We start from the raw sequence: 13,859 nt of genomic DNA on the forward strand, positions 1-13,859 counted from the left end.
AGCGCCGAATCTCTCAGGCAAAAGGACGGAGCAGACGAGTGTTTCGCTTGTCATCGTACTTCTCCAGGGTTGCCGTTTTCCGGCAGCTCTATTTTTTATGCAAGGAGAAAAAGCGTATGTTAGAAAGTGTGTTGTTCCCCATTGTGGCAAAGATCAATGAGTATCTGTCCAACTACATCCTCATCTTCCTGCTGATGGGCGTGGGACTGTGGTACCCCATCAAGACCCGGTTCGTGCAGGTACGGTGCTTCGGCGAGGGCATGAGGAAGTTCTTCGGCGAGATGAACCTGCGGGGCGGCGCGCAGAAAAGCGGTATGACCTCTTTCCAGGCGCTGGCCACGGCCATCGCCGCCCAGGTGGGCACGGGCAACATCGTGGGCGCGTCCGGCGCGATCCTCACCGGCGGCCCCGGCGCGATCTTCTGGATGTGGATCATCGCCTTCTTCGGCATGGCCACCATCTACGCCGAGGCGGTGCTGGCCCAGTCCACCCGGGTGAAGGATGAGAAGGGCAACATTCAGGGCGGCCCCGTGTACTACATCACCACCGCCTTCCCCAACGGCTTCGGCAAATCCCTGGCCGCCTTCTTCGCCGTGGCCACCATTCTGGCTCTGGGCTTCTTCGGCTGCATGGTCCAATCCAACTCCATCGGCTCCACCTTCCAGACCGCCTTCGGCATCCCCTCCTGGATTGTGGGCCTGGTGCTGGTGGCCATCTGCGGCGCCATCTTCCTGGGCGGCGTGCAGCGTCTGGCCTCCGTGTGCGAAAAGATCGTCCCCATCATGGCCGGTCTGTTCCTGGTGGGCGGCCTCATCGTGCTGGTGCTGCGCATCCAGCATCTGCCCGCCACCTTCGGCCTGATCTTCAAATACGCCTTCATGCCCCAGGCCATCATCGGCGGCGGCGTGGGCTACGCCCTCAAGACCGCCATCAGCCAGGGCGCCAAGCGGGGCCTGTTCTCCAACGAGGCCGGCATGGGCTCCACCCCCCACGCCCACGCCCAGGCCAACGTGGCCACGCCCCATGACCAGGGCGTGGTGGCCATGATCGGCGTGTTCATCGACACCTTCGTGGTGCTGACCCTCAACGCCCTGGTGATCATCTGCACCCTCTACACCGAGGGCGGCCCCCTGGCCGGCGGCTATACCGGCGCCATTACGGAGACCATCGGCAAGTCCAACCTGGCCCAGACCGCTTTCGGCTCCGTGTTCGGCGCGGGCCCCGGCGCCGCGTTTGTGGCCATCTGCCTGTTCTTCTTCGCCTTCTCCACCGTGCTGAGCTGGAACCTGTTCGGCAAGATCAACATGATCTACCTGTTCGGCCGGAAGTCCGTGGTGGTGTACACTCTCATCGCCATGGTGTTCATCTTCCTGGGCACCATCGCCTCCAGCGACCTGGTGTGGGAGTTGGCGGATATGTTCAACCAGCTGATGGTGCTGCCCAACGCCATCGCCCTGTTCGCCCTCACCGGCATCGTGGTGAAGGAAGCGGACAAGCAGGGCCTGAAAAAGTAAGTCCGGCGGAGCGTTCGCTCCCCGCCCCCGGCGCGGTTTCGGCAAACCGCGCCGGGGGCTTTTCGCGCCCGGAGACGAAAACGGTGAAAGGTTACAAAAACCCGCTGAAAAAGTAACAGAATTCCCACGAAACAGGAAGAAAAATAACCGTTCCGGCATTTGACTTTCCCTACCGGTGGGAATATAATAAACCAGATTATAAGAATGGGGCGTCATGCCCGTTGGAGAGGGGTGAGCGCAGTGAATCTGTCCCGGTACCGCAGCCAGATTGTGCTGCTGATGGATGTGGGCCTGATCTTCCTGTGCAATTTCGCGCTGTTTCTTCCGGCGCTTCTGGTGGAGGACATCCGCCTGCTGAACCTGGTGCTGCACATCGGCCTGCTGACGGTCTGCGTGCTGGTGTTTCAGCTGCTGTTCCGCACCTACGAGAGCCTCTGGCGCTACGCCGAGAGCCGGGAGTATCTGGTGCTGCTCACCGGCATGAGCCTGGGCTTTGCCCTGTACGCCGTGTGCAACCTGGTGATGGACACCAACCGCATCTGGATCACCCAGGCCCTCACCGGCACGTCCCTGGCGCTGCTGGCCATGCTGGTGGTGCGGTTCACCTACCGGCTGTACCGCACGAAAACCTCCAATCAGCACCGGGAGGGCGGCCGCTATGCCGCCATCATCGGCGCGGGCACGGCGGGCGTGGCACTGCTGGACGAGCTGCGCAGCAACCCCGGCGGCCGGTACATCCCCTACTGCCTGCTGGATGACGCGGCGGACAAGCAGGGAAAGCGGATTCACGGCGTGCGGATTCTGGGGCCCATCGACCGGATCCGGGAGCTGCTGCAGAACACCCCGGTGACGGACGTGATTCTGGCCATCTCCGAGCTGACGCCGGAGCGGCGGGCGGAAATTCTGCGGCTGTGCTCCACCACCGGCTGCCACCTCCACGTGTTCAAGGACCCCATGGACCAGCTGGAAAAGGGCGGGTCCCTGGCCTCCCGGGTTCGGGAGGTGCAGATCGAGGACCTGCTGGGCCGCCCCGCGGTCCGGCTGAACAACCGCCGCATCGACGGCATGGTCCGGGGCAAGACGGTGCTGGTCACCGGCGGCGGCGGCTCCATCGGCTCGGAGCTGTGCCGCCAGATCGCCGGGTACGCGCCGAAGCGGCTGGTGATTCTGGACATCGCGGAAAACACCACCTATGAGCTGCAGAACGACCTGCTCCACCTCTACGGGCAGGACTTCCCGCTGTCGGTGGAGATCGCCTCTGTCCGGGACCGGGAAAAGGTGGAGCGGATTTTCGAGCTGTACCGGCCGCAGCTGGTGTTCCACGCCGCCGCCCACAAGCACGTGCCCCTGATGGAGCGCTGCCCGGAGGAGGCGGTGAAGAACAACGTGCTGGGCACCTACAACACCGCCGTGGCCGCCCGGAAATACGGCGCAGAGAAGTTCGTCCTCATCTCCACCGACAAGGCGGTGAACCCCACCAACATCATGGGCACCACCAAGTACCTGTGCGAGCAGGTACTCCAGGGCCTGCGGGGGGAGGGCGCCACGGAATTCGCCGCGGTGCGGTTCGGCAACGTGCTGGGCTCCAACGGCTCGGTGATCCCCCTCTTCAAAAAGCAGATCGCCTACGGTGGTCCCGTCACCATTACGGACAAGCGGATCATCCGCTACTTCATGACCATCCCCGAGGCGGTGCAGCTGGTGCTGGAGGCCGGCTCCTTCGCCCGCAGCGGCGAGGTTTACGTGCTGGACATGGGCGAGCCGGTGCATATTCTGGACCTGGCGGAGAAGCTGATCCGCCTGTCCGGCTACACCCCCGGCGTGGATATCAAAATTGAGGAAGTGGGCCTGCGGCCCGGGGAGAAGCTCTATGAGGAGCTGCTGACCCGCAACGCGGACCTGCGGCGCACGGAGAACGAGAAAATCTTCGTGGAGGAAAAACCGCCGGTGGACCCGGCGGCCATGGAACAGTGGCTCCGGCGGCTGCGGGAAGTGGCGGAGCGGGGCAGCCGGGAGGAGATCTTCCGGGAGCTGCACCGTCTGGTGCCCACCTTCCGGGACCCGGACGAGGTGAACGCCGCCGCTATCCAGGCGGTGGAGCAGGGGGAGAAGGTCCAGCTGGCGGACTTCGCCCTGGTGCAGCAGGTGTGACGAAAGGAACCGAGCATGAAAAAACGAACGAAAATTCTCCTGTGTACGGCGGCCGTCCTGGCGGCGGCAGGCGTGGGCGCGGCGGCGTGGCAGTGGAACAACCTCAGCGCCCTGCGCTACGGCATGACCATGGACCAGGAGACCCTGAACCAGAAAATCGAGGAGAACCGGACCGTCCTCAACGAGGCCATGGACCGCTATCAGCTGGAGCAGTACGAGATTCCGGAAGAGCAGATCTCCCGGCTCACTGACGGCTCCCTGACGCCCCTGGAGGCGGCCCGGGAGCTGCTGGAGCAGGAGGAGCAGAAGAAGACGGAATCCTCCGCCGGCGGGGACACTGCCGCGGCCTCTTCCGCCCCGGCGGAGCAGCTGTCCGGCGAGGAGCAGGAGATCCGGCAGCTGATTGCTGCCATGTACGTCCTGCAGGCCACCTATGAGGGAAAGGTGGAGGCGGTGGCCCAGGCGGCCATCGACGAGTACGTGGCCGGCGAGCACACCCCGGAGCACAAGACCAAGGTGGTGTATGACCGGGTGCAGGAGCTGCTGGACATGGAGAAGGAGTGCGACGCCCAGGTGGCGGAGATCACCGCCCGGCTGCGCCAGCTCCTGAAGGCCACCGGCCAGAGCGACGACCTTGCCAGGCAGGTGGAGCAGACCTACCAGCAGGAAAAGAGCCTGAAAAAGGCGGCCTATCTCAACAAATTCCAGAACGGCTGAGGAAACCACCATGATTGACCTGCATTGCCATATTCTTCCGGGGGTGGACGACGGCGCCGCCTCGGAGGAGGAGAGCTGCATGATGGCGGAGACCGCGGCGGAAAGCGGCGTCACCGTCATCGCGGCCACGCCCCACTGCAACGTGCCCGGCAGCGGCCGGAATTCGGACCCGGCAGAGGTGCGGCGGCGGCTGGAGCGGCTGCGCTCCGCCCTGGGCCGTCAGGGCATTCCGGTGGAGCTGGCGAGCGGCATGGAGGTGTTTGTCACCCCGGAGGTTCCGGAGCTGCTGCGGCAGAAGCGATTGCTGACCCTGAACGACAGCCGGTACCTGCTGGTGGAGTTCGGCTTTGACGAGCCGCTGGACTACGCGGAGGAGATGCTGGCGGCCATCCGGGCGGAGGGCGTGGTGCCGGTGGTGGCCCATCCGGAGCGGTACCGCTTCGTGCAGGCGGAGCGGGAGTGCCTGCCGCGCTGGGCGGAGGCGGGTTACGTGCTGCAGGTGAACAAGGGGAGCCTGTTCGGCATGTTCGGCCGCCGGGCGGCGGAGACGGCCTGCTGGTGCCTGGGAGAGGGGTGCGTCCACCTCATCGGCAGCGACGCCCACAGCCCCTTCCGCCGCACCACCCGGCTGACGGACGCCTGGGAGTACGCGGCGGACCTGGATTCGCCGGAGATCGCGGATTTTCTGCTGCGGGACAACCCCCGGCGGATTCTGGAGGACCGGCCGGTGAAGCCGGTGCTGGCGGAGTTCTGATAACACAGTGGAGGAAAACACATGAAACGACTGCGCATCATCACCATCGTGGGCCTGGTTCTGTCGGCGCTGCTGCTGGCGGGGGTCACCCTGTATCAGCGGGAGACCGGCGACCAGACCATCCCGGTGATTCAGTGTCCGGACACGCCGCTGGTGCTGTCCCTCACCGGCGAGGGCCGGGAGGAGCTGCTGGCGGACGTCACCGCCTTCGACGAAAAGGACGGCGACCTGACGGACCGGCTGCTGCTGCAGGGGGTGGACAAGGGCGCCGACGGCACGATGGCGGCCACCTACGCCGTGGCGGACAGCGACGGCCATGTGGTCACACGCACCCGGGAGGTGCGCTACACCGACTATACGCCGCCCCGGTTTGCCCTGCAGCGGGAGCTGCGGTATTCCGCGGGGGCCGCGGTGCGGGTGCGGGACCGGCTGACGGCTTACGACATGGTGGACGGGGACATCTCCTCCCGCATCAAGGTGATCTCTGGCACCACCAGCTATGACGAGGGCACCTACCCCGTCACCTTCCAGGTGACCAACAGCCTGGGGGACACCGCCTCCGTCACGCTGGACGTGGTGGTGCGCAGCTATGCCGCCGGCGAGCCGCGGATTGAGCTGAAGGAGTACCTAATCTATCAGAAACTGGGCGACCGCCTGAATCCCATGGACTATCTGAAGTCGGTCAGCGGCGGCGACGCGGAATCCGTGACGGCGGCGCTGCCGGAGGGCGGACTGAAAAAGGGCGTCAACGCGGTGCGCTATACCTGCCCCGGCGGCACGGAGGGTTCCGCCGTGCTGTATGTGGTGTGTGAGTAAGGGGGAGACATGGAAGAACGACAGTTGTTTCATTGGACGGAGCTGAACCCCGTCTGCCTGTTCCGCCGCCTGGTGCGGGACCTGCCCACCATTCTGGCGGCAGGCGTCCTGGCGGTGCTGCTGGCCCTCAGCGGCGTCCGACTGCTGTACACCCCCCAGTACACCGCCTCCGCCACCATGGTGGTCAGCGTGAAAAGCGGCAGCTACGCCTCGGTGATGTCCAACCTGAGTCTGTCGGCGGAGATCGCCGAGACCTTTACCAAGCTTTTTGAGAGCAATATGTTCAGCGGCGTGGCCCAGAGCCAGCTGGGGGTTTCCAGCCTGCCGGGCAGGCTCACCGCCTCGGTGATTCCGGAGACCAACCTGCTGCGCCTGACGGTGACGGCGGGGGCGCCGGACGACGCCTTCCGGACGCTGCAGCTGCTGCTGGAGAATTATGACACCGTGTCGGAGCACGTGTTCCAGAACGTGGTGCTGCAGGAGCTGGTGAGCCCCAGGGTGCCCACCGCTCCCTCCAATCCCCTGAACCAGGGGCGTGTGATGAAGCTGGCGTTTCTGGCGGGGGCCGGGGCCATGACGGCGCTGGTGCTGGCCATCGCCCTGGTAGGGGACACGGTGCAGAGCACCGGGGCGCTGCGGCGGAAGCTGGACGCCCAGCTGTTCGGCACGCTGCACCACGAGGTGAAGAACAAGACCCTGCGGACCAAGCTGCGGCGGACCAACCGGGGGCTTCTTGTGACCATGCCGGTGGTGAGCTTCTACTTCGCCGAGGAGGTCAGCAAGCTGGCCACCAAGCTGGATTACGCCGCCCGCAACAGCGGCGGCAAGGTGATTCTTATCACCAGCGTTCTGGAAAACGAGGGAAAATCCACGGTGACGGCCAACCTGGCCCTGTCCCTGGCCCAGCGGGGCCGGAAGGTGCTGCTGGTGGACGCGGACCTGCACAAGGCCGCCCAGTACAAGCTGCTGAGCCACAAGCCGGAAACGGAGCTGGCGGACATTCTGGGAGGCCGGGCGGAGTACGCCCCGGAGTACCTGGAAAAGGACGGGATTCACGTCCTGTTCTCCACCAGAAGCTCCCCCGGCGCGGCGGAGATGATCGCCTCGGAGGCCATGGCCTCCCTGCTGGAGCGGGCCAGGAAAGAGATGGATTACGTCATCATCGACTCCCCGCCGGTGGCACTGTTCTCCGACGTGGAGGCCCTGGCGGACCAGGCGGACCTGTCGCTGCTGGTGGTGCGGCAGGACTGCGCCTCCGCCCGCCAGATCAACGACGCGGCGGACATGCTGGAGGGCTGCCGGGCGCAGCTGCTGGGCTGCGTGTTCAACGACGTGCGCAGCGTGCCGCTGCTCAATGACCACCACAGCTACGGTTATGGCTACGGTTACGGGTACGGGTATGGCTACGGCCATGACAGAAAGCAGCGCCGGGAGGAGAAAACGGCGGACCAGGGAGGTGCCAATGGAAGAGCGTAAGATCGACGTGGCGGAAGAGGAGAAAATTGACCTGTTCCGGGTGCTGTCGGAATTCCTGCGGGCTTTCCGGCGGCTGTTCTGGCTGCCGCTGATTCTGGCGGCGGCGCTGGGCGCCCTCTCCGGGCTGCGGAGCTGGCGGAGCTATACCCCCATGTACGCCTCGGAGGTGACCTTCACCATCCAGTTGACGGACTCCGCCCTGACGGATCTGTCGGGAATGACCGCCTACTATGACAAGGCCACCGCGGAGCAGCTGAGCAAGACCTTCCCCTACCTGGTCCAGTCGGACGTGATGCAGAGCAAGCTGCGCCAGGAGCTGGGGGTGGAGTGGATCAACGGCACCATCACCGCCAGGGCGGTGAACAACACCAACCTCTTTTCCATCCGGGTCACCAGCAGCGACCCCCAGGCGGCCTATGATATTCTCAACGGCGTCATTGAGGTGTACCCGTCGGTGGCGGACTACGTCATCGGCAGCACCCGGATGAACCTGCTGACGGAGCCGTCGGTGGCCCAGCAGCCCTACAACTCCTTCAACCCCAAGTCCGCCGTGATCCGGGGCGCCGCGCTGGGCGCGGCGGCGGGCCTGCTGCTGGTGCTGGCCTACGCCTTCACCCGGCGCAGCGTCCGGGAGGCGGAGGACGTGCGGCAGCTGCTGAACCAGACGTGTCTGGCGGCGCTGCCCCACGTGACCATGAAAAAGCGCAGCGGCGGAAAGCAGACCCTCAGCATTCTCAACGGAAAGCTCCCCGGCTCGTTTCAGGAGAGCGTCCGGGGTATGCGGCTGAAGTTCCTGCGGGAGGCGGAGAAGCACCGCGCCCGGGTGGTGATGGTCACCAGCACCCTGCCGGGGGAGGGAAAGACCACCGCGGCGGTGAATCTGGCCCTGACCCTCAGCCGCAGCGGCTACCGGGTGATTCTGATGGACCTGGACCTGCGGAAGCCCTCGGTGAAGCAGACCCTGGGCCTGAACATCCCCTCCCGGGGCGTGCCGGAGGTGCTGAGCGCCGGAGAGGACGCCGCCGGCGCCCTGGTGGCGGTGGAGGGCACCGAGCTGCGGCTGCTGGCGGGAGACCGTGCCTCGGAGGATCCCCGCCGCCAGATCGTGTCCCACCGGCTGAGCACCATGGTGAAGGAGCTGCGGGGACAGGCGGACTATGTGATTCTGGATACGCCGCCCTGCGGCCTGGTGGCGGACGGCGCCTCCCTGGCCCGTCTGGCGGACGGCATCATTTACGTGCTGCGCACCGGCACGGCCCAGCTGTCCCACGTGATGGACAGCCTGCAGCTGCTGTCGGAGAGCGGAACGCCGCTGCTGGGGTGCGTGGTCAACGGCGTGGCCGGCAGCCACAGCGGCTACGGCTATGGCTACGGCGGCGATTACGGCAAATACAGCCGGAAGAAGCGGGAGCAGGAGACCACCTGATTCCCCTCCGGCCGGAAAGGGGGACTTAAAAACCGTGGCCAGAACGGTGGATATTGAGGAATATCTCCCGGTGCTGATGGACCTGACCCGCCAGGGCCATGAGGTGTCGCTGACCATTACCGGCGGCAGCATGACGCCCTTTCTGGCCCACGGACGGGACCAGGTGCTGTTCCGGAAGCCCGACGGCCCCCTGAAGCGGGGGGACATGGCCTTTTTCCGGCGGACCACGGGGGCGTATATCCTCCACCGGGTCTGCCGGGTGGACCGGCAGGGCAGCTATTACCTTGTGGGCGACGGCCAGTGGAAGGTGGAGGGACCCATTGCCCCGGAGCAGGTGTTCGGCGTGGTGACCCGGGTCTGCCGGAAGGACCGGTGGCTGGGGCCGGAGGACTTCCTGTGGAAGTTTTTTGCCGGGCCGTGGCTCTGGCTGCGGCCGGTGCGCCCCTGGGTGCTGCGGCTGTACGGCGGGCTCTCCCGCCTGGGGAAAGGAGACCGCCATGAAAAAGCGTGACCGGGAGAATCTCTTCGGCTCCGCGGCGCTGGGAACGTTGGCGCGGCGGTGGCGGGAGGGAACCCTGGGGGAGGTGCTGGAGGACTGGCGCTGGATCCTGGGCTATACGAAGCGCTACCGCCGGGCGGTGGCCTGCTACGCGGTGCTGGGTGTGGCCAGCGCCTCGCTGGGGCTGGTGTCGGCGGTGGCCGGCAAATACGCCATCGACGTCATCACCGGCCGTCAGGTGTCCCGGGTGGGCGCCATGGCGGCGCTGATGGTGGGGGCGGCGCTGGTGAGTCTGGCGCTGCGGAGCCTGGTCTCCCGGGCCTCCGCCAGAATCAACCTCTGCGTCAACAATGACATTCAGGCCGCCGTGTTTGACAGCGTGCTCAACGCCGACTATCTGGAGCTGAACCGGTTTTCCAGCGGCGACCTGCTGAACCGGCTCAACGGCGACGTGGGCACTGTGGCCGCCAACGCCGTCAGCTACCTGCCCAACCTCATTGTGGGTCTGTACACATTCTGCGCCACATTTCTGGTGATTCTGCACTATGACGCGGTGATGGCCCTCATCGCCCTGGGCAGCGCGCCCTTTCTGCTGCTGGCGTCCCGCTATCTGATGAAGCGGATGCGCCGCCACAATCAGGAGGTGCGGGAGATCACCAGCGGCCTGATGACCTTCGAGGCGGAGACCTTCTACAATCTGGACACCTTCAAGAGCTTCGGCCTGGCGGAGCGCCGGGGCCGGGACCTGCGGACAAAGCAGGAGGAATACCGGGACGCCAGCCTGCGCTACAACCTGTTCACCATCCAGACCGACGCCGCGCTTTCTCTGCTGGGGCTGGCGGTGCAGTTCACCGCCTTCGGCTACTGCCTGTACCTGCTGTGGTCCGGGCGCATCGCCTTCGGCACCATGACATTGTTTCTCTCCCAGAGCGGAAAGCTGTCCACCACCTTCAACTCCCTGGCGGGGGCCGTGCCCACGTTTCTCAGCAGCTCCGTGGCCGCCCACCGGATCCGGGAGCTGACCCAGCTGCGGCGGGAGCCCCGGGTCTGTCCCGACAGCCGGCCGGAAGAGGAGGCCCCCGGGGGCTTCGAGGTCTGTCTGCGCCAAGTGTCCTTCCGCTACGGCGGCCAGACGCCGGTGATGGCGGAGGCGGACTTTCTGGCCCGGCCGGGGGAGATAGTGTCCCTGGTGGGCCCCTCCGGAGAGGGAAAGACCACCATGATCCGCCTGATGCTGGGGCTGGTGCGGCCGGAGGAGGGCAGGGCCTTCCTGCGGACCGCCGGCGGCGGGGAGACGGAGCTGAACGCCGGAACCCGGCACCTTTTCTCCTATGTGCCCCAGGGCAACACCATCCTCTCCGGCACCATCGCGGAGAACCTGCGGCTGGTGAAGGAGGGCGCCACCGACGGCGAAATCGAGGCGGCGCTGCGGCTGGCCTGCGCCTGGGAGTTTGTCTCCGGCATGCCCGGCGGCATCCACGCCGCCGTGGGCGAGCGGGGCCGGGGCCTCTCCGAGGGACAGGCCCAGCGGCTGGCCATCGCCCGGGCCGTGCTCCGGGACGCCCCCATCCTGCTGCTGGACGAGGCCACCTCCGCCCTGGACGAGGCCACGGAGCGGCGGGTGCTGCGGAACCTGGCGGAGAGCCGTCCACGCCGCACCTGCATTGTCACCACCCACCGGCCCAGCGTGCTGAATCTGTGCCGCCGGGTCTACCGGGTAACGGACGGCCGGGTGGAGGAGCTGACGCCGGAGGAGTCCGGCCGGCCGGCGATGGAGCTCTGATTTTCGCCGGAAACGAAAAAGCCGGATAAGTGCGGGAAATGAGGGAAATTTAACGAAATTCTCCCGGGGAATTCGGTTGCCTGCCGGAAATTTCCGTGCTATAATATGGCTACTTATAAAGTGGCGGGACGATGTTCGTACGCCTTTGACGGTTTCCCTTCGGGGCGCCGCCAGTGATATGCAAATGGAGGGATCGAAGTATGCGAAAAACCAGATTTATGGCTGTGCTTCTGGCCGCCGTCATGCTGCTGGGCACCATGCCTGCCGCCCTGGCCGCAAACGCCGCCAAGCCCGGCGACCGGAGCTTTGACGACCATGGCGTCCGGCTGGACAAGCAGGCCTCGGCGCTGGACGGCAGCTGGAAGACCAAGATCAACCTGACGGTTGAGAGCGTTTCCGAGCAGACTCCCGTGGCTGTGGAGTTTGTGCTGGACGGCACCAGCAGTCTCTATACCGGCACGGAGGGCGTCACCATCGCCAGAATCGCCGAGGAGGCCCGCAAGGCGCTGTATAACAAGAACGCCTACATGGGCATCACGGTTTTCGGCCGGGATGTGGTGAAGCAGAACGCGAACGACATCACCACCCTGAAGATGGACAAGGTGTCAGCCACCACCGTGGCGTCGGACAACCAGCTGCTGGCCACCGTGGTCAGCCAGCTGACCACCCGGGACGACCTGGTGGGCACCAACATTCAGGCGGGCATTGAGGCGGGCCTGGCGGATCTGGCCACGGCGCCTGCCAACGCCCTGAAGTATCTGGTTCTCGTCACCGACGGCGGCAGCTACTGGTGGAACGAGAACGGCACCCCCGTCAACAACACCGTCAACGGCCAGCCCATGCAGAACTCCGATGCCGCTGACGGCGGCTACACCGCTGCCAACGGCAGCGCCGGCCAGCTGGCCACCCTGCAGTCCCTGCTGGCTATGCCGGAGCAGGAGGCCGCGGAGAAGCTGACGGCGAAGGACTATCTCACTGGCGGCGAGGCTCTGGCGGAGGCCGTCAGGACCATCAAGGAAGACCCCGACCAGTACACCAGCTTTGAAAAGGGCGTCTATCATGCCGCCGAGGCCGTGAACGACATCCCCGGCGATGTGGACATCATCGTGGTCAGCCGTGACTATTACAAGGATCAGCAGCCCGGCCTCAGCGATCTGGCCAAGCAGTTCATTACGCACGTCAAGGGCCAGGACAACTGCGTTGCCTCCGCCAACCTGACCGAGGCGGGCATCAACAGCGTCATGGACCTGGTGACCGACACCGCCAGCACCGTGATCCGCCAGGGCAGCACCATCACCGACCTGCTGGGCGACAGCAAGTATGACGCCGCCGTGGGCCACACCGACGCCGACGCCAGCTACAACTATGACCTGGTGGACACCGCGGGCTTCACCCTGAACATCGGCGGTCAGAACCTGACCTCCACCCGCAGCGGCAACACCTGGACCTTCTCCGACGGCAGCAAGCTGGTCTGGAGCGGTCTGGGCGACAGAGAGTATTTTGAGCTGACCCTGGGCGCCGACCTGAAGATCGGCGAGAAGCTGATTCTCAGCTACACCGCGGTGCTCAGCGAGAAGGACACCAGCGTGGGCGACCACATCACCTATCCCAACGTGCAGGCCTATCTGACGCCCCTGAATGACACGGAGCACCTGCTGTTCCCCGAGCCCGTGCGGGATTACCGCGTGGGCGACGGCGGCGGCGGTGGCGGCGGCGGAACCGTCATTAAGCCGGAGCCGGTCCCCGGCGGTGACAAGCCCCAGCTGAACACCACCGATCACTACGCCTACATCATCGGCCGCAAGGACGGCCTGGTGCACCCCGAGGCCCAGATCACCCGCGCCGAGGTGGCCACCATCTTCTTCCGCATGCTCACCGACGAGTCCCGCAACGAGCTGTGGAGCCAGAGCAACCCCTACAGCGACATCACCCCCGACATGTGGTGCAACGCGGCCATCTCCACCATGACCCGCGCCGGCGTGATTGAGGGCTTCCAGGACGGCACCTTCCGTCCCTACGCGCCCATCACCCGTGCCCAGTTCGCCACCATCGCCGTCCGCTTCTTCGAAGTGACCTACGCCGGTGACGACAAGTTCAGCGATATCGCCGGTCACTGGGCCGCTGATTACATCAACAAGGCTGCCGAGGCCGCCATTATCGCCGGCTTCCAGGACGGCACCTTCCGCCCCAACACCTACATCACCCGCGCCCAGGCCATGACTATCTTCAACCGTGTGCTGGGCCGCGCGCCGGAGAAGGATCACCTGCTGCCCGGCATGATTACCTGGCCGGACAACCTGAATACCTCCGCCTGGTACTATGCCACCATGCAGGAGGCCACCAACTCCCACGAGTATGACCGGGTGACCGCCGCTGACGGCACGGTCTACGAGGTGTGGACGAAGCTGCTGCCCGTCCGCGACTGGGCCGCCTTCGAGAAGGAGTGGTCTGACAGCAACTCCGCTGCCAATCCCGGCGAAGTGATCTCCGCTGTGGTGCTGGACAAGTAAAAAATTTCCAGAAAATCCCCCTCTGTCCGTTCGGACAGAGGGGGATTTTTGCGACGTGAATGGGTAAAAAACGGAAAGAGTTACAAAAAAGACGGAAATTGAGCAACCTTGTAACTAAAATAACAAAACGGGGGGAAGAAAACGTCTTTGCAAAAAGAAAACAGGAAAAATCGTCACTTTTACGGGAGAGAAATCTTGAATTTTTTATTGGCC

At 65.1% G+C, this 13,859-nt stretch carries 10 protein-coding genes; all 10 read left to right on the forward strand.

What is annotated here, in order from left to right; genetic code table 11:
• Positions 1 to 116 precede the first annotated feature (116 nt).
• The 10 genes from SOX55_RS03490 (at position 117) to SOX55_RS03535 (ending at position 13,646) form a co-directional block, all read left to right on the forward strand.
• Positions 117 to 1,514, forward strand: a complete 1,398-nt coding sequence (locus SOX55_RS03490; RefSeq protein ID WP_325286048.1) for an alanine/glycine:cation symporter family protein — start codon at positions 117 to 119, stop codon at positions 1,512 to 1,514.
• A 231-nt stretch (positions 1,515 to 1,745) separates the two neighbouring features.
• Positions 1,746 to 3,665 (forward strand): polysaccharide biosynthesis protein, encoded by a 1,920-nt coding sequence (locus tag SOX55_RS03495; protein WP_325286049.1) that lies wholly within the window; start codon positions 1,746 to 1,748, stop codon positions 3,663 to 3,665.
• A gap of 15 nt (positions 3,666 to 3,680) precedes the next feature.
• Positions 3,681 to 4,382 (forward strand): hypothetical protein, encoded by a 702-nt coding sequence (locus SOX55_RS03500; protein WP_325286050.1) that lies wholly within the window; start codon positions 3,681 to 3,683, stop codon positions 4,380 to 4,382.
• Between the two features lie 10 nt (positions 4,383 to 4,392).
• Complete coding sequence (locus SOX55_RS03505) at positions 4,393 to 5,136, forward strand: tyrosine-protein phosphatase (RefSeq protein WP_325286051.1); 744 nt, start codon at positions 4,393 to 4,395, stop codon at positions 5,134 to 5,136.
• Between the two features lie 21 nt (positions 5,137 to 5,157).
• Complete coding sequence (locus SOX55_RS03510) at positions 5,158 to 5,952, forward strand: hypothetical protein (RefSeq protein ID WP_325286052.1); 795 nt, start codon at positions 5,158 to 5,160, stop codon at positions 5,950 to 5,952.
• Between the two features lie 9 nt (positions 5,953 to 5,961).
• Positions 5,962 to 7,428, forward strand: a complete 1,467-nt coding sequence (locus SOX55_RS03515) for a polysaccharide biosynthesis tyrosine autokinase (protein ID WP_325286053.1) — start codon at positions 5,962 to 5,964, stop codon at positions 7,426 to 7,428.
• Positions 7,415 to 8,854, forward strand: coding sequence for a polysaccharide biosynthesis tyrosine autokinase (locus SOX55_RS03520; protein ID WP_325286054.1), 1,440 nt, complete (start codon positions 7,415 to 7,417; stop codon positions 8,852 to 8,854). Before SOX55_RS03515 ends, SOX55_RS03520 begins: the two co-directional genes overlap by 14 nt.
• A gap of 34 nt (positions 8,855 to 8,888) precedes the next feature.
• Positions 8,889 to 9,365, forward strand: coding sequence for a S24/S26 family peptidase (locus tag SOX55_RS03525; RefSeq protein WP_325286055.1), 477 nt, complete (start codon positions 8,889 to 8,891; stop codon positions 9,363 to 9,365).
• Complete coding sequence (locus SOX55_RS03530; protein ID WP_325286056.1) at positions 9,352 to 11,136, forward strand: ABC transporter ATP-binding protein; 1,785 nt, start codon at positions 9,352 to 9,354, stop codon at positions 11,134 to 11,136. The genes SOX55_RS03525 and SOX55_RS03530 overlap by 14 nt, the downstream gene beginning before the upstream one ends.
• Before the next feature lie 218 nt (positions 11,137 to 11,354).
• Positions 11,355 to 13,646 carry an S-layer homology domain-containing protein gene (locus SOX55_RS03535; RefSeq protein ID WP_325286057.1) on the forward strand — a complete coding sequence of 764 codons (2,292 nt, stop codon included), beginning with the start codon at positions 11,355 to 11,357 and terminating at the stop codon, positions 13,644 to 13,646.
• Positions 13,647 to 13,859 lie beyond the last annotated feature (213 nt).

Origin of the sequence: Dysosmobacter sp. (assembly GCF_034093755.1) — a bacterium.
Classification (GTDB): Bacteria; Bacillota; Clostridia; order Oscillospirales; family Oscillospiraceae; genus Oscillibacter.

Coding starts and splice junctions, on each gene's coding strand:
- SOX55_RS03490 (WP_325286048.1), top strand. CDS start 117: ATGTTAGAAAGTGTGTTGTTCCCCATTGTGGCAAAGATCAATGAGTAT.
- SOX55_RS03500 (WP_325286050.1), top strand. CDS start 3,681: ATGAAAAAACGAACGAAAATTCTCCTGTGTACGGCGGCCGTCCTGGCG.
- SOX55_RS03505 (WP_325286051.1), top strand. CDS start 4,393: ATGATTGACCTGCATTGCCATATTCTTCCGGGGGTGGACGACGGCGCC.
- SOX55_RS03510 (WP_325286052.1), top strand. CDS start 5,158: ATGAAACGACTGCGCATCATCACCATCGTGGGCCTGGTTCTGTCGGCG.
- SOX55_RS03515 (WP_325286053.1), top strand. CDS start 5,962: ATGGAAGAACGACAGTTGTTTCATTGGACGGAGCTGAACCCCGTCTGC.
- SOX55_RS03520 (WP_325286054.1), top strand. CDS start 7,415: ATGGAAGAGCGTAAGATCGACGTGGCGGAAGAGGAGAAAATTGACCTG.
- SOX55_RS03530 (WP_325286056.1), top strand. CDS start 9,352: ATGAAAAAGCGTGACCGGGAGAATCTCTTCGGCTCCGCGGCGCTGGGA.
- SOX55_RS03535 (WP_325286057.1), top strand. CDS start 11,355: ATGGCTGTGCTTCTGGCCGCCGTCATGCTGCTGGGCACCATGCCTGCC.